This is a genomic window from Corynebacterium glucuronolyticum DSM 44120 (assembly GCF_030440595.1).
Taxonomy (GTDB): domain Bacteria; phylum Actinomycetota; class Actinomycetes; order Mycobacteriales; family Mycobacteriaceae; genus Corynebacterium; species Corynebacterium glucuronolyticum.
Genome location: NZ_CP047452.1, coordinates 570,444 through 596,400, shown reverse-complemented (window position 1 = coordinate 596,400; position 25,957 = coordinate 570,444). Strand labels below are relative to the sequence as shown.

Here is a 25,957-nt window from a genome sequence, read left to right as displayed (position 1 = left end):
GAAATTAGCGGGAAAGCGAAGCACCGTTGGAAGCGATGACTTCCTTATACCAGTTGAAGGACTTCTTGCGGTAGCGGGCAAGATCGCCAGTACCGTCATCGTTACGGTCAACGTAAATGAAACCGTAACGCTTAGACATCTGCTTACTGGACATGCTCACCAGGTCAATGCCACCCCAAGACGTGTAACCGAGGACCGGAATCTCGTCGGCTACTGCTTCTTCTACAGCCAGCAGGTGATCGCGCATGTAGGCGATGCGGTAGTCGTCTATGACGGTCTTGCCATCCGGACCACCGTCGACAAGCTCATCCACTGCACCGAGACCGTTCTCGACAATAAACAGCGGTTTGTGCCAACGGTCGTAGAACGTATTCAACGCGATTCGAAGTCCCTCGGGATCGATCTGCCACCCCCACTCCGAGGCCTTCAACGTCGGGTTCGGCACCCCACCCATGATATTGCCTTCACCGGAAACATCCTTCTCAGGATCCGTGGTCTCACAAGCGGAGTTGTAGTAGGAGAACGACACGAAATCGACCGTGTTGGCGAGGACCTCCCGGTCAGCATCCGTGACATCGAGATGCACATCGTTATCGCGGAAGTACCGCTTCAGGGTGTGGGGATACTCACCGAACACGTGAATATCACCAAAAGCCAAGTCAATCTGTGTTTCATGCTGTGCCTTGCGGACATCCTTCGGATCAGGTGTCAGCGGGTACCGCGGGCACGCGATGATCATGCACCCAACCTGGTTTTCGGAATCCACCTCATGTGCAATCTTTGTCACGGCTGCAGAAGCAACGAGCTCATGGTGAATCGCTTGATAGAGGTCTTGCTCAGAGAGCTCTGCCCGTGGAACCTCGATACCACCTGCCATGAATGGGTTATGAAGAATGGCGTTTACCTCGTTGAAAGTCAGCCAATACCTCACGCGTCCCTGGTAACGCTCAAAGACAGTGCGCGCGAAACGCTCGAAAAATCCGATCAGCTTACGGTTGCGCCAACCGCCATATTCGCGAGCAAGAGCCAGTGGTGTCTCGTAATGAGAAAGGGTCACCATCGGTTGAATGCCATGCTTTTCCATCTCGTCAAAGACGCGATCATAAAAAGCCAACCCCTCTTCATTGGGCTGTTCCTCATCGCCACGCGGGAAAATACGCGACCACGCGATAGAAATGCGCAGCACCTTCATACCCATCTCCGCGAAGAGAGCAATATCCTCCGGATACCGGTTGTAAAAACCGATACCCTTGAGCGTGAGGTTATCCTCGGTCGGTCCCACTGTGGGAGGGGTCTTTAGACCGTGTGGCATGACATCTTGGATGGACAGGCCTTTTCCGCCCTCGTTGTATGCGCCCTCGATCTGGCATGCGGCGGTTGCGGTTCCCCACAAGAACTTTTCTGGAAACATCTTTTTACCTTTCCTTTTCTAAACTTGCACCGCGATGACGCGGTCTTGTGCTTTCACTTCAGAGATACCATCAATAGGCTCAACCGAGCTGAGCTTCTTAGCGTTTGTGATCAACACGAAGGTTGTTGCGGCGTAGTCGGCAGCTTTTATCGCATCCAGATCAGCGTGCCCGAGCACTTGTCCTTTCTTCACCGATTGTCCACGCTCCACCTTCGCAGCGAAGCCTTCGCCGTTCATTTTCACGGTGTCGATACCCACATGAACCAGAACCTCAACGCCATCATCGGTTTTCAGGCCGTAGGCGTGCTTGCTCTTTGCCACCGAGATAACGGTGCCGGTAACTGGTGCCAGAATTTCCCCGCTGACCGGGTCAATTCCCACGCCCTTGCCGAGCGCTCCCGATGAGATGATGGGATCCTCGACGGAGGAAAGCGAAACCAACTTCCCACCACAGGGAGAAACAATTTCCGTAGTCTTGGTAGATTCCGGTGTCTCTTCTTGACGCTCAAGGCGTGGTAGTAGCACAAATGTACCGATGAATGCCAACACCGCCGCGACCACGGAACCAATGACCAGCGCTAAGAAGCTACCGTGATTGAGTCCCGCTGGGAACGCCAGCAACGACGGGAAAACGAACGCATCAAAAGCGTTACGCCCGGCACCGATGATTGCACCGCCAACGGCACCCGCTCCAACACCGATGTAGAACGGTAGCCGCAGTGGCAGGTTGATTCCATAGACTGCAGGTTCTGTCACACCGGCGAGAAAAGCGGACAGAGCCGCTGGTCCAGCGACCTTCTTGCGCTGGGCATTACGCGTACGCAGGGCGACAGCCAGAACAGCACCAGACTGGCCAAACACAGCCGCCATCAGTGGTGCCGTGAAGAAGGTGAATCCTTGATTAGCAAGATCATTGAGCATGATCGGGACGAAACCCCAGTGCAGGCCGAAGATGACAAACACTTGCCACAAGGCACCGAGGATGGCCCCGGCTACCCACGGAACGTGGTCAAAAACAAAACCGACGCCAGCAGAAATCCAATTGGCAAGGGTCACCGTTGCAGGTCCCACGGTGAGTAGCGTGAGAGGCACCATGATCGTGACTGTCACCAATGGTGTCACGAAGCTACGAATGGACGAGGGCAAGACCTTAGTCAGCCAGCGCTCAAGGTAACTCTGAAGCCAGATAGTGAAGATAATCGGGATTACTGACGAGGCGTACGACATCATCGCCACGGGAATCCCAAAGAACGTAACCGAATCTACGTCAACCAACCCCACGATGGTGGGATGAACCAAGGCTGCAGCGCTAGCCATCGCGACGAACTCATTACACCTAAATTTCCTAGCGGCGGTGACGGCCAGGAATACCGGCAGAAAGTAAAAGAGCGAATCAAAGATGGCGGAAAAGATTTGATACGTGGTGTTTTCCGCGTTCCACCCGAGCGTCACTGCCAGGGCCAGTGCGGCCTTGCCCAGCGCAATGCCAGCCAAAGGCCAAATCAGAGGGGTAATGAGTGCCGAAACGAGATCGATGAAACGATCCAACAGGCTCTTCTTTTCTCCACCTTTTCTCGTATCAGTATCTTCGACGACACCGGCGCGTACGGATTTCCCTCCCATCCCATTCAGTTCAGCAACCGCTTCGTATGCCTGCGGTACATCATTCCCAATGACGATCTGGTGTTGGCCACCCGAGTTGATAGCGGTAATGACACCGGGGATTTTCTTGGCAAGATCTAGATCAGCACGGGTCTTATCGTTGACCACAAAGCGCAGTCGCGTGGCGCAGTGCGTAAAAGAGGCGATGTTTTCTGGGCCACCAAGGGCCGCGACCACGTCTTTGGCTAGTGGCCGGAAATCCACTTTTGTTGCCATGTGGATTCATCCTTTCCCTAAAAATGAAAAAAGACCTAAGCCCCATCACGCATCGTGATGTTGCTTAGGTCTTGCCTAATCTTCTTAGTTACAAGCCGATTTGCCATCAGTATAAATCCATTGCCGCAGATTTGCAAATTTCTCTCTATTCTTGGCTTTATGATTGTGTTTCTCGACATCGATGGCACCCTGGTCACGTATGCAAATGAAATTCCCAGTTCAGCAGTGGAAGCAATACATCTCGCACGCGAAAACGGGCACCAGGTCCTAGTCAATACTGGCCGCTCAAAGGCTGAAATTTCCGGGCGCATTTGGGATATCGGAATCGATGGAATGATCGGTGCCAACGGTGGCTACGTGGAGTACCAGGGCAAGGTTATCTACCACGAAAATATCCCCACCGATACCGTGGCGCTTCTTCGAGAGCACTTCATCGCGAATGAGGTTGCCTACTACTTAGAGTGCAATTCTGGATTATTTTCCTCGGACCGATTCGAGCACAAAGCTCGCGATGCTGTACTGGCCTACTTGCCACCAGCAGATCGCGCGAAAATCACAGAAGACTTCCAAGTGACGGACGTTTTCACGGGTCTCATCCTGGGCCAGGATGACACCCGCAACGGCGTAAACAAGATCTCCTACGTGCTTCCGCCGGATGGGGACGGATTCTTCGCTTCTTTGCAGGCTAACTTCCCAGACCTCTACCACGGCACGTGGGGCGGGCATGAGGGCAAGAAACTGTTTGGCGATGTGCGGCCCGCAGGAATCACCAAAGCCCACGCCATCCATACGCTACTTGGGTACCTCGCGGACACGAACGAGCCCGCCCCCACCACCGTTGCATTTGGAGATGCTGTGCCTGACCTACCCATGTTTGAAGCCTGCGATGTGTCCGTCGCCATGGGCAACGCAACTGATGAGGTAAAAACCCAAGCATCGTATTTCACCGACGATGTCACCGCTGACGGGCTCGCAGCCGGATTCTCCCAGGTAGGGCTCATCTAAAGTCCCGCGAGCCCCGGGACAGGAACTCGCCGATGGCCAGGGGCTCCAGCTTGTCGGCCTCGAGGGTGGCGGCACCGTTGGCGTTGCGGATGATGCCACGGATGAGCAGGGCCTTGGCGGTGAGCGCCACCTTCTTGTAGCGCTTCCACAGGCCGACGGATACCACCACGTTCATGAGCCCCGTCTCGTCCTCCACCCCAAGGAAGGTGACCCCACCGGCGGTGGCGGGGCGTTGGCGGTGGGTGACGATGCCGGCGACGGTGATGCGGGTGGCGTCGACAAGCGATAAAAGCTGGGACGCGGGGACGATGCCGTGGGCGGAAAGCTGGGCGCGCAGGAACGCCATCGGCTGTGCGTGGGGAGTTACCCCGGTGGCGGCGACATCTGCGGCAAGCAGCTCAAACGCGGACATGCCGGGCAGCGCCGGCGCCGACACCGCACTCAGCCCCGGGAGCATGCCGGGCTTCTCCGTCGCTGCAACCCCTGCCTGCCACAGGGCCTGCCTGCGGTCCACCCCGAACGAGTCGAGGGCCCCCGCGCGGGCAAGCGCCTCCACCTGCGACACCGTGAGATCGGCCCGGCGCGCGAGATCTGGAATGGAGGTGAACGGGCGGGCGGCCTCCACCCGCGTGGCGGCCTCCTCCCCCAGGCCACGGACGAGGTTGAGCCCCAGGCGGATCGCGCGCCCACCGTCGGCAGTGTCCGCCTCTTCACCGGAAACCTGCACGTCGATGGGCAGGATGGTGATGCCGTGGCGGCGCGCGTCGGCGATCAAAGACTGCGGGGAGTAGAAGCCCATCGGCTGGGCGCGCAACAGGCCAACGGTGAATTCCGCCGGGTAGTAGTACTTGAACCAAGCGGAAAAGTAGACGAGGCCGGCAAACGATTGCGAGTGCGACTCGGGGAAGCCGTAGGCCGCGAAGGCGACCATCTTCATCCATAGCTTCTGCGCAACGTCGCCGGTGATCCCGTGCGTGGCGGCCAGCCCGTCGAAGAACCGCTCCTTCAGCTTGGCCATTCGTTCCGGCGAGCGCTTGGAGCCCATCGCGCGGCGCAGCTCGTCGGCCTCAGCCCCTGTGAAACCTGCGGCATCCTTGGCCATCTGCATGAGTTGTTCCTGGAAGAGCGGAATGCCAAGCGTTTTTCCCAGGGCGTTTTCCAGGCACGGGTGGTCGTAGGTGACGGGCTCCTGGCCGTTGCGGCGGCGGATGTAGGGGTGGACGGAGCCACCCTGGATGGGGCCGGGGCGGACGAGGGCGACCTCCACCACGATGTCGAAAAAGCGGCGGGGTTTAAGGCGGGGCAGGGTCGACATTTGGGCGCGGGATTCTACTTGGAAGACACCGACGGTGTCGGCGCGCTGCAGCATCTCGTAGATGTGTGGGTCGTCGAGGGGGATTTCCCACAGGTGGACGTCGGTGCCACGGTGGGTTTTCACCTGGTCCACCATGTGGTGCAGTGCGCCGAGCATGCCGAGGCCGAGGAGGTCGAATTTGACCAGGCCACCGTAGGCGGCGGCGTCCTTGTCCCACTGGATGACGCTGCGGTTTTCCATGCGTGCCCACTCGGTGGGGACAACGTCAGCGATGGGGCGGTCGCAGATGACCATGCCACCGGAGTGGATGCCAAGGTGCCGGGGCTGGCCCTTGAACTGCGCGGCGAGCGCGACAACAGGTTCCGGTGGCTCCTCCACGCCACGTGACCAGGCATCGATGGTGCCCTGGGGGTAGCCGAGGGCGCGGCCGGCGTCGCGGACGGCACCTTTCGTGCGGTAGGTGATGACGTTGGCCACCTGGGCGGCGTTGTCGCGGCCGTATTTTTGGTAGACGTATTGGATGACTTCCTCGCGGCGGCCGGCCTCGATGTCGAGGTCAATGTCGGGTGGGCCGTCGCGGTCGGGCGATAGGAACCGTTCGAACAGGAGCTTCGCGTGGATGGGTTCAACGGCGGTGATGCCCAGCGCGAAGCACACGGCGGAGTTGGCCGCCGATCCGCGCCCCTGGCAGTAGATGTTTTCATGGTGGCAGAAGTCGACGATGTCATTGACGATGAGGAAGTATCCGGGAAAATCCAGCTCCTCGATGACGGCAAGCTCCCGCTCGATTTGCTCCCGCGCCTTCTTCTTGATGCTTTCCGGTCGGCTGTGGTACCGCACAGGTGTCCGCTTGTCGACGATCCCCCGTAGGTAGTCCATCTCGTTTCCGTAGGGCTCCGGCACGTCCCACAGGGGGAGGTTCGGGGAGACGAGGTCGAAGGCAAACGCGCAGCGGTGGGCGACGCGCACGGTCTCCTTCACAAGCCGCTCCCTGCCGGGGGCGGCGCGCAGCAGGCGATCGGCACCACGCAACCACATTGCGCCCAACGGATGGAGGTGGGGTTCCGCCTGACTGAGCGATTCTCGGCGTGCGAGGGCCGCTTTGGCGGCGGCGAGGTGGCCGGCGTCAATGGTGGCGGCGCGTGGCGCACCCGAGAGGATGCGGCTCAGCCGCGGGTCGGCGCGGTCTAGGTCGGCAAACTGGTCGGCATCCTCGGGAAGCCCGCGGACCTGGTACTCGAGACTCACGTTCTGAGCGCCGAAGCAGTCGACAATGCGGTCGAGTTCGGGCAGCCAGGCGTGATCGACGAGGACATGGAGGCCACCGGCGGCGGCGATCGTCTCAAGAGGCGGGTAGTACAGCACGTCTTTCTCCCCGCTGGCCATGTGGGCATCGGTGATGAGGTGGGACAGCGTGACGTAGCCCTCGTAGCCAATCGCCAAAACGGTCAGGGCGCGATCCGGTTCCAGCGACAGCTCCGCACCGAATACTGTTTCCAGGCCGGTGTCACGCGCTGCCTCGGCAAACGCCACCGCGCCGTAGAAACCGTCGCGGTCTGTCAGGGCGAGGCCCGTAAGCCCCAGCTGAACGGCGCGTTCGACGAGCTCCTCCGGGTCGCTCGCCCCACCGAGGAAAGAGTACGAGCTTGTACAATGAAGCTCCGCGAAGGCAGTGGCAGCAGGGTGGACGTGCGCGGAATGCCGGTGCGTATCCGGTGCGGGTACAAGGTCGGGCACATCGCGGCCACTCATGACGGCCTCAAGCATCTTCCAACTCAACACCGAAGCATTTATCCCACCGAACATGTGTACCATTTTCGCACACCTGTTCTTTCCCCGCAATTTGAACCAAGCTGTTTATTTCCCTACCTGGATAGATGCAGGGTTTTGCAGGTTTTATAAAATTTTTTCTAGACCGAGTTGTACATTTTTATTTGGACTGCTACCGTTACGTTCCAACAACACCAGTAAAGGAGAAATTAATCATGTTGAAGAAACTGACCGCCCTGGCTGCGGCTGCTGTTATCGCCACCACCGGCCTTACCGCCTGCAGCAACGAGGAGACCTCCGCAGATACCACGACGATCCGCATCGGCACCACCGATGCCTCCAAGAAGGCGTGGAAGGTATTCGAGGAGAAAGCCAAGGAAGAGGGCATCAAGCTCGACATCCAGAACTTTGGCGATTACTCCACCCCGAACACCGCCCTCAGCGAGGATCAGCTCGACGTTAACCTCTTCCAGCACCTCAAGTTCCTGGCCGAGTACAACGTGGGTGCCGGCGACAACCTCACCCCCGTGGGCGCTACCGAGATTGTTCCGCTAGCCATTTTCTGGAAGGACCACACCTCCCTCGATGGCATTGAGGGCCAGGGGATCGCCATCCCGAACGACCCCTCCAACCAGGGTCGCGCGATTAACGTCCTCGTCCAGGCCGGCCTGGTCAAGCTGAAGACCGAGGGACTCATTACCCCGACACCTGCGGATATCGACCAGGATGCCTCCAAGGTCAAGGTCCAGCCGGTTGACGCTGCACAGACCACCGCCGCTTACGGCGAGGGCAAGCCCGCTGTGATCAACAACTCCTTCCTCGACCGCGCGGGCATCGACCCGACCACCTCGGTCTTCCAGGATGACCCGAACTCCACCGAGGCCGAGCCGTACATCAACGCGTTCGTGACCAAGGCTGAGGACAAGGACGATCCGACCATCCAGAAGCTGGTCAAGATCTGGCACGACCCGGAGGTCACCGCAGCTGTTGCCGATGACTCCAACGGCACCTCCGTTCCGGTTGAGCGCTCCGCCGATGAGCTTCAGGCCATCCTTGACCGCCTCGAAGAGGCGCAAAAGGCCAGCAAGTAAGTAACTTTTGCACACACAAACCGCCCCTCGGGGCGGTTTTTACCTTGGGAGAACATGTGACCCACACAGAGGGAACTCGCGTTGAGTTCCGCAACGTCAGCAAGATCTTTTCCAACGGAGGAAAGGACACGAAGGCGCTCGATAACGTCAATCTCACCGTCGAACCCGGCGAGGTCTTGGGCGTTATCGGCTACTCAGGTGCCGGCAAGTCCACCCTCGTCCGCATGATCAACGGACTCGATACGCCGACCTCCGGTGAAGTACTTCTCGACGGCACGGACATCGTCCCCCTGCCCGAGCGCAAGCTGCGCACCCTACGCAGCTCCATCGGCATGATCTTCCAGCAGTTCAACCTGTTTAACTCCCGCTCGGCGGCCGCGAACATCGAGTATCCCCTCAAACTCGCGGGCGTGCCCAAGGAGGAACGGAAGCGCCGCGTGGCGGAACTGCTCGAGTTCGTTGGCCTCTCCGACAAGGGTGGCAACTACCCCGAGCAGCTGTCCGGCGGCCAGAAGCAGCGCGTTGGCATCGCCCGCGCCCTCGCCACCAACCCCTCCCTCCTGCTTGCCGACGAAGCGACCTCCGCTCTCGACCCCGAAACCACCCTCGACGTACTGAACCTGCTGCGCCGGGTGAACCGCGAGCTGGGCATCACCATCGTCGTCATCACCCACGAGATGGGGGTCGTCCGCGCCATCGCCGACAAGGTCGCCGTCATGGAGGCCGGGCGCGTGGTCGAATACAACGATGTCTACCACGTCTTTTCCGACCCCCAGACCGCCGTCGCCCGCCGCTTCGTGCAGACGACGCTGCGCAACGAGCCCGACCAGGTGGAATCCGAATCCCTCCTCGCCGACGACGGCCGCCTCTTCACCATCGAACTCACCGAACACTCGGGCTTCTTCGATGCCGTCGGCGATGCCCGCGCAGCAGGCGTGGGCATCAGCATCGTCCACGGCGGCGTGACCACGCTCAAAACCCACTCGTTTGGCAAGATCACCGTGCGCCTGACGGGCCCCGAAGACGCCATCGCGGCCTTCGCCCACCGCCTCGAGCGCACCACCCAGATTACTGAGATCCGAGGAGAACTCTAACCATGACCACTACGTATCTAGCAGCCGACTGGAACCGCCTCGGCGACACCTTCCTCGAATCCATCCAACAAACCCTGTTCATGGTGATCACCACGATCATCATCGGCGGCATTGCCGGCCTCGCCATCGGCACGCTGCTATACACCACCCGCAAGGGTGGCATCATGCAGTCTAAGCCGGCGTACTTCATCCTCAACTTCCTGGTGAACTTCATCCGCCCGATCCCCTTCATCATCCTCGTCAGTTTCCTGGCACCTGTGACGAAGGCGGTGGTCGGCTCCACCATCGGCACGACACCGGCAATCTTCGTCATGAGCGTGGCGGCCACCTTCGCCGTCGCCCGCATCGTCGAGCAAAACCTCGTCGCCATCGACCCCGGTGTCATCGAGGCCGCCCGCTCCATGGGGGCTGGCCCCTGGACGATCGTCCGCACCGTTATCCTCCCCGAGGCACTCGGACCACTCATCCTCGGCTTCACGTTCATCTTCATCGCGATTGTCGATATGTCCGCCATGGCGGGCTACATCGGCGGCGGCGGGCTCGGCGACTTCGCCATCGTCTACGGCTACCGGGCCTTCGACCTGGAAGTTACCTACGTGGCCACGTTCATCATCATTATCATCGTGCAAATCGCCCAGTTGTTTGGTAACTGGCTATCCAAGAAGGTGATGCGTCGATGACCGCACTGCTGTTTGACCTCTACGGTGTCGTCATTCAGCACCGCACCCCCGCCGATCGCGCCCGCGTGGCCGACCAGCTGGGGGTTACGGACGGTTTCTGGGAGACCTACGAGCGCACCCGCCCACCCTACGATGCCGGCGCAATTTCCGACGCCGATTGGTGGCGCGCCCTCGACCCCAGCATCGACCTCGACACCGCGCTGCGCATCGAGGCAGAAACACTGAGCCACGCCTACCCCGCCATGGTCGACTTCCTCTCCACCCTCAAGGAGGCAGGCTTCCGCATCGGCGTGCTCAGCAACCTCCCCTACGTCCTTGCGGATAATCTCCTCACCGTCCACCCGTGGTTTACCCACCTGGACTCCCTCACGTTTTCCTGCCGCATCGGCGTGAATAAGCCCGACCCGCGCGCCTACGCCCACGCACTGGCGGACCTCGGCGCAGACGCGGAGGACACGCTCTTCTTCGATGACACGCAGGCGAACGTCACCGCCGCCCGCGAAGTCGGCCTCATGTCAGCCCTCGTGGACCGCGCCGACCCCGTCGCCTCCGTCCGCGCTGCCATGAAGAAGTTCGACGCTATCCCGTAGCGCCACCCACTGCTCGGCGGCCTTCCCCGGCTTCCCGCACGAGGCGACGACCCCCTCCCGGTGAACCTTTTCCAGGTGAACGAGGTAGCTCCCGGAACGCCCACGGAACCACACATGGTCCCCACGGGCGTCGACAAGCTCCAACTCACCGGGAGCAACAGAAAACCGCGCGGCGACGGCAACCTCAGCCACCTGGGCCGCAGAACCGTAAATGGAACGACCACGAAGCTGCGGAACGAAAAGCGTCGGGCTAGACAACGCCGCAGCCGCCGCCGACGCATTCAGGCGACCATAGGAATACCCCCACGGCAACAGCTGAAACACGGGCGCAAAACGGTGCCCCTTGTTATGCGACGTCTCCCAGATGACCTCACCACCGAACCGATCATCCAGCGCCTTCGCCAGCGGCCGCCCCTTAATCGCACAACACATATCCCGCTTGCCATGGGTGCAAATAAGCCCCATCGGCCCCTCCACCGGCGTGCCCTGTGGCCGCGCCAGATCGATGTCCAGGATGTCCTCCGCACGGGTCACCGCCAGGCGCTCAATCCGCGGTGCCGGGTCGAACCGCACCACGTACACCGACGGCGCACCGTACAGGTACGCGTGGATCTCCGGCTTGCGGATGAACTGGAAGCCATAGCCCACCGCCTCCACATGCCGCTTCAACGCCCCCGCTGTCTTCTCCCCCAGCGCCGTTCCATCTAGGACATCGTGCCCCCAGCCGCTGAGCCGCTCGAACAGCACGAGCCCGCGGCCCGTCTTCGCGGTTCCCGGTAGGGACTCCACGGCCACATCTGAGCACCTTATTGTCATGACCTGCATTGTACTTTTACAACAATTTGGTCACATCCATGGCATGGCCTCACCCACGCCCGCTACGGTGGGACGTATGAGACATCGTGCCGTCGCCACCGCCTGTATCGCCTCCGCCCTCGTTCTTGCTGGCTGTTCCCAGGAACCCGCTGAAGAGGTCACGTCAACCACCACTGTCACTTCGGTGGAAACGAAGCAATCCACTGTGGACACCAAGAGTGCCATCACGGATGCCTCTCCCATCGGCGAGGCAGACATGGATGAAAAGTCGCAGCGCGCGGACGGCGAGTGGGATCTCGTGGCGACGGACATACGCGTCGGGCACCATCAGGGCTTCGACCGGGTTGTCGTCGACTTTTCCGGCACGGGAACCCCCGGCTACTTCGTCTCCTACACCGATGCGCCTACACAGCAGGCCAGCGGTTACCCGCTCGTCCCCGCAGGCGACTCCTACTTGGAGGTAGCCATCGACGGCACAACGTACCCATTCGAGGTGGGCGCTCAGCCCGAGTCGCTCGCCACAACCCCCGACCTGCCGGTGGTGAAGGATGTTGCCGACGGCGGCACATTTGAGGGGCGCAGCCAGTACATCATCGGCATCAACGGTCCGAAAAAACCGTTCGCTGTGAAGGTTCTGGACAACCCCACGCGCCTCGCCATCGACATCATCACCGACTAGCCGTACTCCGCCTCGACACTCCACCGCCCCTCGCGCCACAGCACGAGCCACGCATATTCATCGTCCGTGTGCACCTGCCGACCCACCACTTGCATCCGCGCATGCTGCCCCGGGCTTGTCGACGCCCACCAGCGTCCATCCACCGCCCACGGTCCCGCCCAGGCAGTCACAACGAACCGTCTCTTTCCCCAGGCCAGTGCGAACGGCTCGCCGGTCAGCTGCGCCTCGGCATCGAGGGCGACGAGGGCACCCTCACTGGTGACGATCTGTACCCGCGAGGCCGGGTGATGGCTGGCCGGGTAGGGCGCGGGGATCCGCCCCGCCCACGGCCCCTCCACCGGCCGCGGGGGCAAGGCATCCTCCCCAAACGGCACGAGGCGCACGCGCTCCGTGGGACCACGACCGCCGGATTCGACGGGGGTGAGAACGCGATCCGTGCCCAGCGTGGACTGTAGTCGCATCGCCACCTGGCGTGCCTTCTTCTGCTGGGCACTCCCCGTGGACCACAAGCCGGTGGATTCGGGGACATGACACTCGAGCGGGGTGAGCGCGAACTCGACGATCCCCTCGCCGTCGACGGCGTCTGCCGGCCCGCGGGAGGTGAGCCAGCCGTCGAGTTGCCAGCGCACACGGTCGGCGGTGGCCTCTTCCGTCAGGTCCTCGCGGGTGCGCCATGCACGCTGCACCTCCTTCCCGCCACCGAACACGGCGGTGACGAGGAGGCGGGCGCACGTGAGGCCGGCGGCAGAAAGGGCAGTGTGGAGGCGGGCGGCGAGGTGGCGGGCGGCGAAGGCTGCGGCGTCGACACGCGTGATGGGCTCGTCCGGGACCATCGTCACGCTGAGGTCGGGTGCGTCGATGGCGGAGGAGACCTTCTTGCCGGGGGCGGCGCGGGCGATGGCGTGACAGCGCTCCCCCGCGGTGCCGAACCGTGTGGTCACGGCCGTGGAGGGGAGGGCGGCGAGCTCGCCGAGGGTGTGCACGCCGAGATCGGCAAACTTCTGTACCACCTCCGCGTCGCAGTGCAGCGCCTCCTCCGCCACCAGCTGCCCCAGGGGCTGGGAGGAGAGGAACTGCGCTGAGCCTCCGGGGGGCACGATGGCACCCGCGCGGGCGGCGAGGAACGCGGTGGTGACTTCGTCGGCAATGCCGACCAGGCAGTCAACACCGCTGCGGGCCGCGGCATCTAGGATCTTTTCGGCGGCGGTGTCCTCCCCACCATAGAATTTCGCCGCCGCACGCATATCCACGACGAGGAGGCCAGGGCGGATGACCTCGATGGTGGAGACGACATCGTCAAGCCCGCAGGCGATGGACTCGAAGTAGCGGGCATCGCGATCCGGGTCGTGCGCCACACTGCGCAAACCAGGGTCCAGCGCCTGCGCATGCCGCAACCGCATGCCCCGCCGGATGCCACGGGCACGGGCCGCGCCGTTGGCCACCCACACCGCGCCGTTTTTTGTGATTACCGCCGGGTCCCCGTCCAGCTCCGCCGCATGAATCGGCCAATCCGGAAACCACAGCGCCATGACGCGCACGCGCTATACCGCCCGCAGCGTCGGCTGTTCACCGAGGTACAGCGTGGTTGCCCTATCCCGGCGCGTCTTCGTCTCCGCGCGCACATCCAGCACCACGCTCGTGATCCGCCCACTGCCCCGCCCGATACCACGGAAGCCAACGACCCGCCCAGCCAAAGTCAGCGCCGGCGACGGCAGCCGCGTGCCGACGGTGACAAGCGCCGCCGTTCCCTCGCGCACCTTCGCCATGAGGGGGCGGGCACGCGTGGGCGATACCGTCACCGCCGCCGTGTGGTACATGACAAGGTCCATGTGCTCGGCAAGGAGCCCCACCACATGCAGCGGATCGGGGCCCGGATCGGGAATAATGAGGACATTGTCAGCAGCGCCGCGCCCCTCCAGCGCCGAGGTGAGGACGAGCTCCGGCCACCCCACCACCGCCACGAACAAACCGGAACCGGACGCTTGTGCGATAAGCTCAACCGCAAGGGCGGGGCATTCGTTCATACTGGTGACGGCGCGACGAGGAAGCCCCGGAACGCCGGCAAGCAATTCAATAACCGCATGACCAGGGGCGGTGGCGCCCATCGCCTCCATCCGCGCGCGCAGCTCCGCGATCTGCGCCAGGCGCCCATTTTCGAACACCTCCTCATTTCGAACGCTCGTTCCAACCATGACCCCCAATCTAGTCCCGCCCAAACCACCCCGTCAAGTACCATGGTGAGCATGTATTACGGCACAATGCGCTCCTACCACACCCCGATCGACACCCCTGCCATCGTCCGCATCGGCGCCAGCGCCCTGGCCGGCATCGCCACCGCTGTCATGACGACGCGCCTGCCGTTTGCCATCTCCGCACCCGTTGCGCTCCTTGCCATCATCGCCGCTGTCATGCTCACTTTTACCCACCCCTACCGGCGGGAACTGCGCGCGTACTACGAGGCGCACGGCGGCTTCGCCGCCACCGGCCGCAGCAAGATCCAGTTCCTCCTCCCACTGTTCCCCCTGTGGTTTCTCATCATGCTCAGCCCCCTCATGGCCCCCGCGCACCCGGTCCTCACCGGGCTTATGTTTGTGGCCGGTATGGCGGGCGTATGGATCACTTTCCCGCACATCGATGGCACGCGGTTGGCGGCGTTCTTAGACTAGAACACATGACAAGTAATCCTGTAACTTTCAATCCCCGTGTGCCCGATCTGGCGACGGAATTCATCGGTTCGATCTTCAACGATTACGACCCTCGCGAGTACGCCCCCGGTGCCGACTTCCTCACCCGCCAGGAGGACCGCAAGAAGGTCTCCCCCGCTGCTATCCCCGCAGTTGGCCGCCCCCTCACCGAGGCCACCAAGGAGCTTGTCGACGTCCTGGAGCACGACTCCAACCTCCGTCACCCACGGTTCTTTGGCTTCATCCCCGGCCCCGCCCAGTCTGTCTCCTGGCTCGGCGATGTCATCGCCACGGCATACAACCCGCACGCCTCCAACTGGGCGCAGTCACCCGGCGCGAGCGCGCTGGAGAAGCAGGTTCTTGACTGGGCGTGCGAGGCGGTCGGCATCAGTAACCCGAATCGCGGCGGCATCCTTGTCTCCGGCGGATCGATGGCGAACCTCACGGGTCTCATGGCAGCCCGCGAGTCCCGCATCAGCCTGGACGACATCCCCCGCGCGCGCGTCTACACCACGGAGCAGACGCACTCGTCGGTGAACAAGGCGCTGCAGATCATCGGTGTTCGCCCGCGCATTTTGCCTGTCGACGAGCACTTCCGCATGCAGCCGGAATTGTTGCGCTCAGCGATTGAATCCGACATTGCTGACGGCCTCCTCCCACTGGCCGTGGTTGGCACCTGCGGTACGACGAACACCGGCGCCATCGACCCCCTCGACGCGATTGCGGATATCTGCGAAGAGTTCAACCTGTGGTTCCACGTCGACGGTGCCTACGGCGGCTCCGTGGTGCTCAGCTCCCACCGCGACAACGCGCACGGGGTCGAGCGCTGCGACTCCATGGCCTGGGACGGGCACAAGTGGCTGTACCAAACCTATGGACTTGCGATGCTGTTGGTGAAAGACCGCGCCGACCTCGTCCGGGCGTTTAGCGCCGGCGGCGAATACCTGCAGGATGTAGAGGGAGGTTCCCACAACCCCGACTGGTGGGACATGGGCCCCGAACTCACCCGCCCTGCCCGCGCGCCACGGCTGTGGCTCACGCTGCAGACGGTGGGCACCGAGCACCTGACGCAGATGATTGACAGCTCCATCGCTGTTGCTGAACTGTTTGAAAAGGAAATTGCTGCCGTCGACGGCATCAGCATCGTCACGCCGGCCTGCAACGCGATTGTCACGTTCACCACGGGTAGTGAAAAGCGCAACGTTCAGCTTGCCGAGTACCTGCGCCGCCACAACATCGCCGGCATCTGGACAACGACCCTCAACGACAAAAATGTCCTCCGCCTGTGCACCATCTCCCCCGACGAAACGCCGGAGGATATGGAGGCACTGGTGAAGGACATCCGAAAGGCTCTGGAGATTATTCCCACTCAATCGTAGCCGGGGGCTTCGAGGTGACGTCGAGAACAACGCGGTTGATCTCCGGCACCTCGTTGGTGATGCGCGTGGAGATCTTCTCCAGCACGTCGTAGGGGACGCGGGTCCAGTCTGCGGTCATCGCGTCCTCGGAGCTCACCGGACGCAGGACGATCGGGTGGCCGTACGTGCGGCCGTCGCCCTGCACACCGACGGAGTGAACATCAGCCAGGAGCACGACCGGGCACTGCCAGATCTCGCTGTCCAACCCGGCGTCGGAAAGCTCCGTGCGGACGATGAGGTCGGCGGCGCGCAAGATATCGAGGCGCTCGCGGGTAACCTCACCGATGATGCGGATGCCGAGACCCGGGCCGGGGAACGGCTGGCGGCCGACGATGACCTCCGGGAGACCAAGCTCGCGGCCCACCGCGCGGACCTCGTCCTTGAACAGGAGGCGCAGCGGCTCGACGAGCTCGAACTCGACATCGTCGGGAAGTCCACCGACGTTGTGGTGGCTCTTAATGTTCGCGGTGCCGGAGCCTCCGCCCGACTCCACAACATCCGGGTACAGCGTGCCCTGGACGAGGAAGCCGACATCCTGGCCATCGAGGACGCCGGCGACCGCGCGCTCGAAGGAACGGATGAACTCCGCACCGATCGCCTTGCGCTTCGCCTCCGGCTCCGTCACGCCCGCGAGCTTGCTGAGGAACGCCTCCGACTCGTCGACGGTCACGAGCTTCGCGCCCGTCGCCTTGACGAAGTCCTCCTCCACCTGCTGGCGCTCCCCTGCACGCAGCAGGCCGTGATCAACAAACACACACGTCAGGCGGTCGCCGATCGCGCGCTGCACGATCGCCGCCGCAACCGCCGAATCCACGCCACCGGACAGGCCACAAATCGCACGCCCATCGCCGATCTGCTGGCGAACCTTCTCAATCAGCTCATCAGCAATATTCGCAGGAGTCCAATCCTGGGCAAGCCCAGCAATGTCGGTAAGGAACCTGGTGAGAACCTCCTGGCCATGCTCAGAATGCATGACCTCCGGGTGGTACTGCACGCCCGCCATCTTCTTCGCCGGGCATTCAAACGCCGCCACCGGCGCGCCCGCCGACGTCGCCGTCACCGTGAAGCCCTCCGGAGCCTCACTAACCGAATCGCCGTGGCTCATCCACACGTTGTGCGTACTGAGTCCCTCGTGCAGGACACCGCCATCGACGGTGAGCTTCGTGCGGCCGTACTCGCGATCCCCCGTCGCAGCCACCGTGCCACCCAGCGCATTCGTCATCGCCTGGAAGCCGTAACAGATACCGAACACCGGAACTCCAAGCTCCAGGAGCCCCTCCTGCAACGCCGGTGCGCCATCCTCGTACACCGACGAGGGGCCACCCGACAAAATAAGCGCTGCGGGATTTTTCGCCTTCACCTCTTCCACCGGCATCGTGTGAGGAATAACCTCAGAGTACATGCGCGCCTCGCGCACGCGACGAGCAATCAGCTGCGCGTACTGAGCGCCGAAATCTACAACTAATACTGGGCCTTGAGTCACGTCTAACATTCTAACGTAATGAGTTCTACCTTTTACTTCGACGGCAACTGCCGATTCTGCGCGCGCAGCGCCCGCGTCCTTGTACGCCTCACGCAAGGCCTCACCGTCGAGCCTGCACCACTTGCTGACACCGCCGTCTACCGCTCCCCCGCCGGTGTGACATACGAGCTCAACGAGTCGATTGGCAGGGCGCTCGCGCACCACGGCCGCTGCGTCGCTATCCGGCTCGCAGGGCGCATGCTGTGCTGGCCGGTATTCGCGCCGGTTTATCGCTTCGTCGCTGCACATCGCAGCTGCGCAATCGGAACACTCGCCCGAAAAAATTCTTAACCGCGTGACCGGGCAGGATTCGCTTCCTGTTGCGGGGTAGTGCGGGCGGTTCTATCATCGGGCGCATGGGGGCATTTGAAACCTTGGGGGCCCTGCAATCTCGCGGAATGGAGATCGTGCAGGGTGGAGCCGGCATGACGTACGTCGAGATCATGCGGCATGGTTTTTCGCGCGCGCAGGCGAAGAATTTGGAGAGGCTCGCGGGGGTGTATTGCGAGAGGACGAGGTCGTCAAGGATGCAGGCAGCGGCGGTTGCGTGTGCGCGCGAGACGGGGAAGTCAGTGGGGCAGCTGCTGCTCATCGAGAAGCACGTGAAGAAGCTGAAGAACAAGCGGAATGCGTGGCCGATGCGGCAGGTGCTGTGTCGGGTGCGGGGCCACGACGGTGATATCTCGCGGGAGGCACGGCGGCTTCTCGACGAATGGAATCCCACCTCGCCGGAGGACACCGACACCACGGCCCTGGCGCGGTTCAGCGATGTGAAGGGGACGCTGCGCCGCAAACTCGTCCTCGAGGCCGATGAGCACACGCTGAAGCAGAAGGAACTGCAGGCGCGGGAGTATGCACGCAAGAATGGGGTGACGCTGGGACAAGCCGTCGAAAAGCTACTCCTAGAGGGAAGCGGGCCGGTCGCGCCTGCCCGGACCACCATCATCGTGGGGCTCGACGAGGCGACGAGGATCGAGCGGGGCGAGGGCGACGACATCATTGTCGGGCTTACCGACGGCTCCCGGGTACGCGGTGCGGAACTCGCACGGCAGGCGTTCCTCGACGCGGGGCACGTCGTGCTCGTCCATCCTGTGGAAGGTGCGGTGGATGCCTACCGCTTCGAGCGCCGCGCAACAAAAAAGCAGCGCATCATGTGCGCTGCTGAATCCCCAATGTGTGGCTGGCCGGGCTGCAACCAGCCCGCCGATGTCTGCGAAATCAACCACAACCAGCCGTGGAAAGCCGGCGGGCCGACCAACATTAAAAACCTCTCACCCCTGTGCCGCTTCCACAATGGGTGGGCGAACGACGCGCGGCACGGGACGATCGTGAAGATCCGGGGCATCACATACCGCAGGCCACCGCCCGGGGGCGGGCCACTGCAGCGCAACGAACATCCCGTCGCGCTGCTGGGGGCCATGCGTTATACGAGGTCTAGCTGAACCTTCTGGAAACTCTTCAGGTCCGTGTAGCCGCACTTACCCATGCTGCGGCGCAACGCCCCGTTGAAGTTGAACTCGCCAAGCGGGCTGGAGCTCGGGCCGTGCAGTACGTGCTCGAGGCTGACCAGTTCGTCGCGGTTGGCCACCTGCTCCACCATGGAGCGGGGGAACTTGGGGTGCGCAGCCGATGCCTGCCAGTAGAGGCCCTCGCCTGCGGCCTCCTTGGCCTTGGCCAGCGGAGCACCGAGGGTGACGGCATCGGCGCCACAGGCGATGGCCTTGACGGCATCGCCGGTGAGCTCGATCTCGCCGTCGGCAATGATGTGAACGTAGCGGCCGCCGGTCTCGTCCAGGTAATCCCGGCGCGCGGCGGCGGCATCCGCGATCGCGGTGGCCATCGGCGTATTGATGCCACTGGTCGCCCAGTTGGTGGTGTCGCCTGCGCCGATGATGACGCCGGCGGCGCCCGTGCGCATGAGATGCAGCGCCGTGTGGTAATCCGACACGGAACCGGCGATGACCGGGGTGTCGAGGGAGCCGATGAACTCCTTTAGGTTCAGTGGCTCGCCTTCCTTGGTCACGTGCTCCGCAGAGACGACCGTGCCCTGCACCACGAGGAGGTGCAGTCCAGCCTCCTGGAGGACGGGGGCGAGCTCGCGGGCGTGCTGCGGGGAGACGCGGACGGCGACGATGGCACCTGCGGACCGCACGGCGGCGATGCGCTCGCCGAGGAGATCGAGGTCGAGCTCCTTCTGGTGCATTTGCTGCAGGACGCGGGTGGCTGCCCACTCGTCGTCTTCGTCTTCAAGCGCCTCGCGGATCTGCTCAATGGCGGCACCGAGGTCGGTCTCGCGGCCCCACAGGCCCTCCGCGTTGATGACGCCGAGTCCGCCCTGCTTGTCCATCTCGATGATGAACTCGGGTGTGGCCAGGGCGTCGGTGGCGTGGGAGAGGAACGGGGTCTCGAACTCGTAGGCGTCGATCTTCCAGCGGGTGTCCACGTCTTTGGAGCTGCGGGTGCGGCGGGAAGGGACGACGGCGATGTCGTCTAGGTGGTAGGTCGTGCGGGCCTCGCGGCCGATGCCGATTTCCTTATGTTCGCGCAATGTTTTCTCCTTAGCGCAGCTCGTAGTTCGGTGCAGCGACGGTCATCTGAATGTCGTGCGGGTGGCTCTCGCGGAGGCCAGCGGCGGTGATCTGTACAAACTGGGCCTTCCACAGATCCTCGATCTCGTGGGAGCCCGTGTAGCCCATGGCTGCGCGGAGGCCGCCGACGATCTGGTGCAGGACAGCATCGATATCGCCCTTGAATGGGGTGCGCCCCTCAATGCCTTCGGGGACAAGCTTGTCCTCACTGGTGACGTTGGCCTGGAAGTAGCGGTCCTTGGAGTAGGAACGCTTCTCGCCGTGGAGGCCGCGGCCCTGCATGGCGCCCATGGAACCCATGCCACGGTAGCGCTTGTACTGCTTGCCACCAACGGTGATGACATCGCCGGGGGCTTCGGTGGTACCGGCGAGCATGGAGCCGAGCATGACGGTGGAGGCACCGGCTGCCAGCGCCTTAGCGACATCGCCGGAGTACTGCATGCCGCCGTCGGCAATCACGGGGACACCCGCCTTGTGGGCGGCTGCGGAGGCCTCGAGGATGGCGGTGATCTGCGGCGCGCCGACACCTGCAACAACACGCGTCGTGCAGATGGAACCCGGGCCAATGCCCACCTTGATGGCGTCGGCACCGGCATCGATCATGGCCTGCGCGGCGGAGCGCGTGGCGAGGTTGCCGCCGATGATCTGGGCGCGGTCGCCGAAGTCCTTCTTCAGGCGGGCGACCATTTCCAGGGCGAAGTTGTTGTGCGCGTGAGCGGTATCCACCACGAGAGCGTCGCAGCCAGCCTCGATGAGTTGGGCGCCGCGATCGTAGGCATCAGTGTTGGTGCCCACACCGGCAGCGACGCGGAGGCGACCGGCCTCGTCCTTCGTCGCCAACGGGTAGGCCTCAGACTTCACAAAGTCCTTCACTGTAATGAGGCCGACGAGCGTGTTGTCGTCCTTGACAATCGGCAACTTCTCCACACGGTGCTCGCTGAGCAGCTTGAGCGCCTCAGACTTGGTCACGCTCTCCTTGGCCACGATCAGCGGCATCGGTGTCATGACATCCTTGACCAGACGGTTCATGTCGGGCTCGAAGCGCATGTCGCGGTTGGTGCAGATGCCCAGCAGCTTGTCCTTCTCGTCTACCACCGGCAGGCCGGAAATGTGGTATTTGCCGCAGATCTCGTCCACCTGCGCAATGGTCATATCGGGGGTGGCGACGACGGGGTCGGTGATCATGCCGGATTCGCTGCGCTTGACGCGCTCCACCTCGTGCACCTGATCCTCAACGGAGAGGTTGCGGTGAAGGACGCCGATGCCACCGTGTCGCGCCATGGCGATAGCCATGCGAGCCTCGGTGACGGTATCCATAGCTGCGGACAGGATCGGAATGTTAAGCTCAATCCCTTTGGACAGGCGGGTCTTGGTGTGGACCCCGGAGGGGATGACATTAGATTCGGCGGGAAGCAGAAGAACATCGTCGAAGGTAAGCCCGGTGAATGCTACCTTGTTCGGATCGTCACCACCGGTGTGAACGGGCGTAGAGGTCACGAGAGAATCCTTAATCTTTTTAAGCTGATATCGCGTACTCCCACTATAGTCCCCGTATTGATACCTGGAACGCAACCACCTAGGCTAATCGTTGTGACTATGCCTCTTGATCCTTTTGCTGGCGATCCGAACGACCCCGCGTCCTTCATCGAGGATGATGACGCGGATAAGCAGCCGCCCCTGTCCATGGAGCAGAGAGCGAGCTTGATGGAGGATCTGCGCTGGCTTGATGAGTTCAAAAAGCACATCGCCCCACTGGGTTACAGGGGGATTTTCTTCTTCTGTGAGGATTGCCGCGAGAACCACTTTTACGATTGGGATATCCTCGTCGATCACTACCGGGCGATGCTGGACGGAGAACTCTCCCCCGTCCACGAGCCCGGGGTAAGCGTGCGCCCGGAGGACTACCTGCCGTGGGATTACTGCTTGGGCTACGTGGATGGGATTCACGCCCGCTAATCGAGAATCGGGGGTGCGCCTATTTCGGGGGTGTGCGACGGGGTGGTCGTCGGCGCGGGGGCGACGGTTCCCGTCTCCAGCGTCGGTGCCACGTTCATGGTCGGCGTCGGCGCGGGTCCAGCGGTCACCGTTACTGTTTCCGTCACGGTGACGGTGGGCTGTGGTTCCGTCGATGTCGGTGCGGGCTTCTCTGTGGGGGGCGTGGCAGGACTTTCCGTGACGGTCACGGTGTGCGTCGGTTGCTCTTCTGGCTTCTCGACGTCCGCTTGCTGCTGCGTATTCCCCAAAGCCGCGGCAAGCACGTGCGCCTGCTGGAGGAGGGCGAGCGCCCCGTCCGTGTCGCCGCGAGTACGGGCAGCGTCGGCCTCCTGGAGAGTGGAGGCAAGCTCAACCACAGTGGCGTGGTCGCCGAAGAGAGACTGGTTGGCCGACCACAGGGCGTCGCCAGGCTGAGAGTTGAAGATGGCGCCACCGACCCCGGCGATGACAAGGGCGGAGGCGGCGGCACCGACGAGACCGGAACCGATAAGCCCACGCCAGTTGGTGGCACGCTTCTGCTCGCCGGTGGCGAGGAACAGCGGGGCGGGCGGAATGTCGCGCCCCACTTCGTCGACAAGCCCAGCAAAGTCAGACGCAAAATCGTCATCGGCGGAAACCTCGCCCTTAGACAATGCCGTCAGGAAAGCATCGGTGGTGAAAAGATCATCACTCATTTGCAATCGCACCTTCATTCTCGTACATCCGCCGCATGGTAGCGAGCGCCCGATGCTGGGCGACGCGAACCGCGCCGGGTGTAGAACCTACAATCTCCGCCGTCTCATCGGCGGATAAGCCAACAAACACACGCAAAATAATGATTTCGCGAGCCCTGTCACTTAAACAATCGAGAATCTCCCGCACTCTGTTACTACCATCTGCTACCAGGGCGTATCCCTCGGGGGTAAGCCCCTCATCAGATGATTCGGGAATGGTGTCGGTGGGGGTTGTTTTGTCGCGCCCCATCGAGCGGTACGCATCGGCGACCTTGTTTGAGGCGATGCCATACACGAATGCCATGAACGGGCGCCCCTGATCTTGATAGCGACCAATAGACTGGGCCACGGCTAGGCAAATCTCCTGGGCCACATCCTCTGCATTGGGGATGCGACCACCGGAGATGCGAGCACGCGTATAGCGGACGATGGCGGGGTGGATGATACGAATGATCGAGCGCAGTGCTTTAGCGTCTCCCCGCGCGGCGCGAGGGACAAGCGGCGCTAGTTCTTGGTCAATATCGCTCATCGCTCCCCTTTCATGTACTGAAACCTTACCCTGCGATCTCATTGTTTTTGCATTAACGTATTCAGTAATGGTGCGTGCAAAAATTCACCAAGGGTTAACCTGTCGGATTTACACCAGTTCAAACGAGGTTTTTAACCCAGCGTTATTGTGGTAGCCACATTGCAGTAACCGTCGTGCTACTCAGCGTTCACCAAAACCTACAAGACTCCTGTGGTATCTGAAAGCCATACAAAAGGAGTTTGACAGTGCCACAGCCGAAGAAGTTGCCCGGACCACAGCTGGATGTATGGGATTGGCAGGTCCACGGTTCCTGCCGAGGAAAAGATTCCTCTTTCTTCTTCCACCCAGAGGGCGAGCGGGGACGCGCTCGCACTCGCCGGGAGCTTCGAGCTAAGGCAATCTGCAACGTCTGCCCGGTGCTCGAGCAGTGCAGGAATCACGCGCTGAAAGTGGCGGAGCCCTACGGCATCTGGGGCGGGCTGAGCGAAGCGGAGCGGGACTCGATCCTGCATCCGCGTAAGCGCAGGCACGCCATGGCGAAGGTATAAAAAATTGGGGAGCAGGTCGCTGCTCCCCAATTTTTATGGGTTTTTACTCGTCGGCAGGCTTCTCCACAACCGAGGCCTCGGTGGTCAGCACCATCCGGGCGACGGAGGTGGCGTTCACCACGGCAGAGTGGGTCACCTTGACTGGGTCAATGATGCCCTGCTCGATGAGGTCCCCATACTCCAGGGTGGCGGCGTTGAAGCCCTCACCATTGGCGCACTCGCGGATCTTGCTGACGACAACGGAGCCGTCGAGGCCCGCGTTCTCGGCAATCCAGAAAGCGGGCTTCTCCAGGGCGGAGGCCAGTGCGAGAACACCGGTCTTTTGATCGCCCTCGAAGCTTTCTGCAAGCGAAACGAGCTCTTGCGCAATCTGAACGAGCACGGAACCACCGCCGGCGATGATGCCCTCCTGCGCCGCCGCGCGAGCGGCGTTGATGGCATCCTCGACGCGGAGCTTACGCTCGGACTGCTCGGTCTCAGTAGCGGCACCGACGCGGATGACGGCGACACCGCCGGAGAGCTTCGCCAAACGCTCCTCGGCCTTTTCCTTGTCCCAGGAGGAGTCGGTGGTCTCGATGAGGTGGCGGATTTGGCCACGGCGCTTCTCCACAGCCTCGGCAGAACCTGCGCCATCGACGATAACCGTCTCATCCTTAGAAATGGACACGCGGCGAGCGGTGCCGAAGTGTTCCTCACCGGCGTCGCGAAGGTTAATGTTGACCTCCGGGTCGATGACGGTTGCGCCGGTGACCACAGCGAGGTCATCCATGAACGCCTTGCGCCGCTCACCGAAGAACGGAGACTTCACGGCTGCCACCTTCAAAGACTTGCGGATCGCGTTGACCACAAGCATCTGTAGCGGCTCGCCGTCGACATCCTCAGCGATGACGAGCAGCGGGCGGTTGGCGCCGGCGACCTTCTCCAGCACGGGGAGGAAGTCCGGCAGGGAGCTCACCTTGTTGCGGACGAGGAGGATGGCCGGGTTCTCCAGCACGGCCTCCTGAGAGTCCACATCGGTGATGAAGTACGGGGAGAGGAAGCCCTTGTCAAAGGACACACCCTCGGTGATGTCGAGCGTGGTGTCGATGGTCTGGGACTCCTCGACGGTCACGACACCGTCCTTACCCACCTTTTCCATCGCGCCGGCAACAAGCTCGCCGACCTCGGGGTCACGGGAGCTCACCGTCGCTACGTTAGCGATCTCCTTGGCGGAGCTCACGTCCGTGGCGCGGGCTTTCAGCAGCTCCACGGTCTTCTCCGTAGCTGCTTGGATGCCCTTGTTCAGCTCGATCGGGTTGGCACCAGCGGCAACGTTGCGCAGCCCCTGGCGGATGAGCGCCTGGGCGAGCAGCGTCGCGGTGGTCGTGCCGTCACCTGCGATGTCGTTCGTCTTCACAGCGACGGACTTCACCAGCTGGGCACCGAGGTTTTCAAACGGGGCGGAGAGGTCAATCTCGCGGGCGATGGTCACACCGTCGTTGGTGACGGTGGGCGCGCCGTAGGACTTGTCCAGTACGACGTTGCGGCCACGGGGACCGAGCGTCACCTTGACGGCATCGGCAAGCTCATCGACTCCCGCCAGGAGGCCTTCGCGGGCTTCCTGATCAAATGCAATGAGTTTCGACATAAAG

24 protein-coding genes are annotated in these 25,957 nt (G+C 62.3%); 12 read left to right on the top strand and 12 right to left on the bottom strand.

Annotated features, from left to right (window positions below):
- Positions 1-4: 4 nt before the first annotated feature.
- Both CGLUCO_RS02815 and CGLUCO_RS02810 read right to left on the bottom strand, forming a co-directional pair.
- Positions 5-1,411: a family 1 glycosylhydrolase gene (locus tag CGLUCO_RS02815; protein ID WP_084036656.1), complete on the bottom strand. Its 1,407-nt coding sequence runs from the start codon at positions 1,409-1,411 to the stop codon at positions 5-7.
- 18 nt (positions 1,412-1,429) lie between these two features.
- The gene (locus tag CGLUCO_RS02810) at positions 1,430-3,289 is read right to left on the bottom strand and encodes a beta-glucoside-specific PTS transporter subunit IIABC (RefSeq protein WP_084036654.1); all 1,860 of its coding nucleotides are present in this window, start codon (positions 3,287-3,289) and stop codon (positions 1,430-1,432) included.
- Between the two features lie 159 nt (positions 3,290-3,448).
- Between CGLUCO_RS02810 and CGLUCO_RS02805 the strand changes: the two genes are divergently transcribed.
- Positions 3,449-4,294 carry a Cof-type HAD-IIB family hydrolase gene (locus tag CGLUCO_RS02805; RefSeq protein WP_159447599.1) on the top strand — a complete coding sequence of 282 codons (846 nt, stop codon included), beginning with the start codon at positions 3,449-3,451 and terminating at the stop codon, positions 4,292-4,294.
- On the opposite strand, the gene CGLUCO_RS02800 is transcribed toward CGLUCO_RS02805, so the two are convergent.
- Positions 4,287-7,424, bottom strand: a complete 3,138-nt coding sequence (locus tag CGLUCO_RS02800; protein ID WP_084036650.1) for an error-prone DNA polymerase — start codon at positions 7,422-7,424, stop codon at positions 4,287-4,289. The genes CGLUCO_RS02805 and CGLUCO_RS02800 overlap by 8 nt on opposite strands.
- Positions 7,425-7,594: 170 nt before the next feature.
- Here CGLUCO_RS02800 and CGLUCO_RS02795 point away from each other — a divergent pair, with 170 nt between their 5' ends.
- Genes CGLUCO_RS02795 through CGLUCO_RS02780 form a run of 4 tightly spaced genes read left to right on the top strand, consistent with a single transcriptional unit; the run spans position 7,595 to position 10,834 of the window.
- Positions 7,595-8,470 (top strand): MetQ/NlpA family ABC transporter substrate-binding protein, encoded by an 876-nt coding sequence (locus CGLUCO_RS02795; RefSeq protein WP_260322374.1) that lies wholly within the window; start codon positions 7,595-7,597, stop codon positions 8,468-8,470.
- Between the two features lie 56 nt (positions 8,471-8,526).
- Positions 8,527-9,564, top strand: coding sequence for a methionine ABC transporter ATP-binding protein (locus CGLUCO_RS02790; RefSeq protein WP_084036646.1), 1,038 nt, complete (start codon positions 8,527-8,529; stop codon positions 9,562-9,564).
- Positions 9,565-9,566: 2 nt separating this feature from the next.
- On the top strand, positions 9,567-10,244 hold the full coding sequence (locus CGLUCO_RS02785; protein WP_005390403.1) for a methionine ABC transporter permease: 678 nt from the start codon (positions 9,567-9,569) through the stop codon (positions 10,242-10,244).
- Complete coding sequence (locus CGLUCO_RS02780; RefSeq protein WP_005390405.1) at positions 10,241-10,834, top strand: HAD family hydrolase; 594 nt, start codon at positions 10,241-10,243, stop codon at positions 10,832-10,834. The genes CGLUCO_RS02785 and CGLUCO_RS02780 overlap by 4 nt, the downstream gene beginning before the upstream one ends.
- On the opposite strand, the gene CGLUCO_RS02775 is transcribed toward CGLUCO_RS02780, so the two are convergent.
- Positions 10,760-11,650, bottom strand: a complete 891-nt coding sequence (locus CGLUCO_RS02775) for a sucrase ferredoxin (protein ID WP_231286091.1) — start codon at positions 11,648-11,650, stop codon at positions 10,760-10,762. The two genes, CGLUCO_RS02780 and CGLUCO_RS02775, sit on opposite strands and share 75 nt — an antisense overlap.
- Positions 11,651-11,726: 76 nt before the next feature.
- Between CGLUCO_RS02775 and CGLUCO_RS02770 the strand changes: the two genes are divergently transcribed.
- A complete protein-coding gene (locus CGLUCO_RS02770) occupies positions 11,727-12,329 on the top strand; it encodes an AMIN-like domain-containing (lipo)protein (protein ID WP_005390407.1) in 603 nt (200 codons plus the stop codon).
- On the opposite strand, the gene CGLUCO_RS02765 is transcribed toward CGLUCO_RS02770, so the two are convergent.
- Both CGLUCO_RS02765 and imuA' read right to left on the bottom strand, forming a co-directional pair.
- Complete coding sequence (locus CGLUCO_RS02765; RefSeq protein ID WP_084036699.1) at positions 12,326-13,858, bottom strand: Y-family DNA polymerase; 1,533 nt, start codon at positions 13,856-13,858, stop codon at positions 12,326-12,328. The two genes, CGLUCO_RS02770 and CGLUCO_RS02765, sit on opposite strands and share 4 nt — an antisense overlap.
- Positions 13,859-13,870: 12 nt before the next feature.
- Positions 13,871-14,521, bottom strand: coding sequence for a DnaE2-dependent mutagenesis accessory factor ImuA' (gene imuA' / locus CGLUCO_RS02760; RefSeq protein ID WP_005394947.1), 651 nt, complete (start codon positions 14,519-14,521; stop codon positions 13,871-13,873).
- 51 nt (positions 14,522-14,572) lie between these two features.
- Here imuA' and CGLUCO_RS02755 point away from each other — a divergent pair, with 51 nt between their 5' ends.
- Complete coding sequence (locus CGLUCO_RS02755) at positions 14,573-14,995, top strand: hypothetical protein (protein WP_231286092.1); 423 nt, start codon at positions 14,573-14,575, stop codon at positions 14,993-14,995.
- Positions 14,996-15,000: 5 nt separating this feature from the next.
- The gene (locus tag CGLUCO_RS02750) at positions 15,001-16,392 is read left to right on the top strand and encodes a pyridoxal phosphate-dependent decarboxylase family protein (protein WP_232621892.1); all 1,392 of its coding nucleotides are present in this window, start codon (positions 15,001-15,003) and stop codon (positions 16,390-16,392) included.
- On the opposite strand, the gene guaA is transcribed toward CGLUCO_RS02750, so the two are convergent.
- Positions 16,373-17,923 (bottom strand): glutamine-hydrolyzing GMP synthase, encoded by a 1,551-nt coding sequence (gene guaA, locus CGLUCO_RS02745; RefSeq protein ID WP_034989287.1) that lies wholly within the window; start codon positions 17,921-17,923, stop codon positions 16,373-16,375. The genes CGLUCO_RS02750 and guaA overlap by 20 nt on opposite strands.
- A gap of 9 nt (positions 17,924-17,932) precedes the next feature.
- On the opposite strand from guaA, the gene CGLUCO_RS02740 reads away from it, so the two are divergent.
- Together CGLUCO_RS02740 and CGLUCO_RS02735 are read left to right on the top strand one after the other, a co-directional pair.
- A complete protein-coding gene (locus tag CGLUCO_RS02740; RefSeq protein WP_040428925.1) occupies positions 17,933-18,244 on the top strand; it encodes a thiol-disulfide oxidoreductase DCC family protein in 312 nt (103 codons plus the stop codon).
- 65 nt (positions 18,245-18,309) lie between these two features.
- Positions 18,310-19,395: an HNH endonuclease signature motif containing protein gene (locus CGLUCO_RS02735; protein ID WP_005390414.1), complete on the top strand. Its 1,086-nt coding sequence runs from the start codon at positions 18,310-18,312 to the stop codon at positions 19,393-19,395.
- Here CGLUCO_RS02735 and CGLUCO_RS02730 read toward each other — a convergent pair.
- Together CGLUCO_RS02730 and guaB are read right to left on the bottom strand one after the other, a co-directional pair.
- Positions 19,377-20,501 carry a GuaB3 family IMP dehydrogenase-related protein gene (locus tag CGLUCO_RS02730; RefSeq protein WP_005390415.1) on the bottom strand — a complete coding sequence of 375 codons (1,125 nt, stop codon included), beginning with the start codon at positions 20,499-20,501 and terminating at the stop codon, positions 19,377-19,379. The two genes, CGLUCO_RS02735 and CGLUCO_RS02730, sit on opposite strands and share 19 nt — an antisense overlap.
- A 10-nt stretch (positions 20,502-20,511) precedes the next feature.
- On the bottom strand, positions 20,512-22,038 hold the full coding sequence (gene guaB / locus CGLUCO_RS02725) for an IMP dehydrogenase (RefSeq protein ID WP_034989284.1): 1,527 nt from the start codon (positions 22,036-22,038) through the stop codon (positions 20,512-20,514).
- 99 nt (positions 22,039-22,137) lie between these two features.
- Between guaB and CGLUCO_RS02720 the strand changes: the two genes are divergently transcribed.
- Complete coding sequence (locus CGLUCO_RS02720) at positions 22,138-22,497, top strand: DUF5319 domain-containing protein (RefSeq protein ID WP_005390417.1); 360 nt, start codon at positions 22,138-22,140, stop codon at positions 22,495-22,497.
- Here CGLUCO_RS02720 and CGLUCO_RS02715 read toward each other — a convergent pair.
- Together CGLUCO_RS02715 and CGLUCO_RS02710 are read right to left on the bottom strand one after the other, a co-directional pair.
- Positions 22,494-23,210, bottom strand: a complete 717-nt coding sequence (locus CGLUCO_RS02715; protein ID WP_005394938.1) for a hypothetical protein — start codon at positions 23,208-23,210, stop codon at positions 22,494-22,496. The genes CGLUCO_RS02720 and CGLUCO_RS02715 overlap by 4 nt on opposite strands.
- Positions 23,203-23,778: a sigma-70 family RNA polymerase sigma factor gene (locus CGLUCO_RS02710; protein WP_005390420.1), complete on the bottom strand. Its 576-nt coding sequence runs from the start codon at positions 23,776-23,778 to the stop codon at positions 23,203-23,205. The genes CGLUCO_RS02715 and CGLUCO_RS02710 overlap by 8 nt, the downstream gene beginning before the upstream one ends.
- Positions 23,779-24,023: 245 nt before the next feature.
- On the opposite strand from CGLUCO_RS02710, the gene CGLUCO_RS02705 reads away from it, so the two are divergent.
- The gene (locus tag CGLUCO_RS02705) at positions 24,024-24,326 is read left to right on the top strand and encodes a WhiB family transcriptional regulator (RefSeq protein WP_005390421.1); all 303 of its coding nucleotides are present in this window, start codon (positions 24,024-24,026) and stop codon (positions 24,324-24,326) included.
- A 43-nt stretch (positions 24,327-24,369) separates the two neighbouring features.
- Here CGLUCO_RS02705 and groL read toward each other — a convergent pair whose 3' ends face one another.
- Entirely contained in the window at positions 24,370-25,953 is a 1,584-nt protein-coding gene (gene groL, locus CGLUCO_RS02700) for a chaperonin GroEL (RefSeq protein WP_005394931.1), read from the bottom strand.
- Positions 25,954-25,957 lie beyond the last annotated feature (4 nt).

Bases quoted from the DNA above. Each gene is read 5' to 3' on its own strand.
- CGLUCO_RS02815 (WP_084036656.1), bottom strand. From the start codon at position 1,411: ATGTTTCCAGAAAAGTTCTTGTGGGGAACCGCAACCGCCGCATGCCAG.
- CGLUCO_RS02810 (WP_084036654.1), bottom strand. From the start codon at position 3,289: ATGGCAACAAAAGTGGATTTCCGGCCACTAGCCAAAGACGTGGTCGCG.
- CGLUCO_RS02805 (WP_159447599.1), top strand. From the start codon at position 3,449: ATGATTGTGTTTCTCGACATCGATGGCACCCTGGTCACGTATGCAAAT.
- CGLUCO_RS02800 (WP_084036650.1), bottom strand. From the start codon at position 7,424: ATGGTACACATGTTCGGTGGGATAAATGCTTCGGTGTTGAGTTGGAAG.
- CGLUCO_RS02795 (WP_260322374.1), top strand. From the start codon at position 7,595: ATGTTGAAGAAACTGACCGCCCTGGCTGCGGCTGCTGTTATCGCCACC.
- CGLUCO_RS02785 (WP_005390403.1), top strand. From the start codon at position 9,567: ATGACCACTACGTATCTAGCAGCCGACTGGAACCGCCTCGGCGACACC.
- CGLUCO_RS02780 (WP_005390405.1), top strand. From the start codon at position 10,241: ATGACCGCACTGCTGTTTGACCTCTACGGTGTCGTCATTCAGCACCGC.
- CGLUCO_RS02775 (WP_231286091.1), bottom strand. From the start codon at position 11,650: ATGACAATAAGGTGCTCAGATGTGGCCGTGGAGTCCCTACCGGGAACC.
- CGLUCO_RS02770 (WP_005390407.1), top strand. From the start codon at position 11,727: ATGAGACATCGTGCCGTCGCCACCGCCTGTATCGCCTCCGCCCTCGTT.
- CGLUCO_RS02765 (WP_084036699.1), bottom strand. From the start codon at position 13,858: ATGGCGCTGTGGTTTCCGGATTGGCCGATTCATGCGGCGGAGCTGGAC.
- imuA' (WP_005394947.1), bottom strand. From the start codon at position 14,521: ATGGTTGGAACGAGCGTTCGAAATGAGGAGGTGTTCGAAAATGGGCGC.
- CGLUCO_RS02755 (WP_231286092.1), top strand. From the start codon at position 14,573: ATGTATTACGGCACAATGCGCTCCTACCACACCCCGATCGACACCCCT.
- CGLUCO_RS02750 (WP_232621892.1), top strand. From the start codon at position 15,001: ATGACAAGTAATCCTGTAACTTTCAATCCCCGTGTGCCCGATCTGGCG.
- guaA (WP_034989287.1), bottom strand. From the start codon at position 17,923: ATGTTAGACGTGACTCAAGGCCCAGTATTAGTTGTAGATTTCGGCGCT.
- CGLUCO_RS02740 (WP_040428925.1), top strand. From the start codon at position 17,933: ATGAGTTCTACCTTTTACTTCGACGGCAACTGCCGATTCTGCGCGCGC.
- CGLUCO_RS02735 (WP_005390414.1), top strand. From the start codon at position 18,310: ATGGGGGCATTTGAAACCTTGGGGGCCCTGCAATCTCGCGGAATGGAG.
- CGLUCO_RS02720 (WP_005390417.1), top strand. From the start codon at position 22,138: ATGCCTCTTGATCCTTTTGCTGGCGATCCGAACGACCCCGCGTCCTTC.
- CGLUCO_RS02715 (WP_005394938.1), bottom strand. From the start codon at position 23,210: ATGAGTGATGATCTTTTCACCACCGATGCTTTCCTGACGGCATTGTCT.
- CGLUCO_RS02710 (WP_005390420.1), bottom strand. From the start codon at position 23,778: ATGAGCGATATTGACCAAGAACTAGCGCCGCTTGTCCCTCGCGCCGCG.
- groL (WP_005394931.1), bottom strand. From the start codon at position 25,953: ATGTCGAAACTCATTGCATTTGATCAGGAAGCCCGCGAAGGCCTCCTG.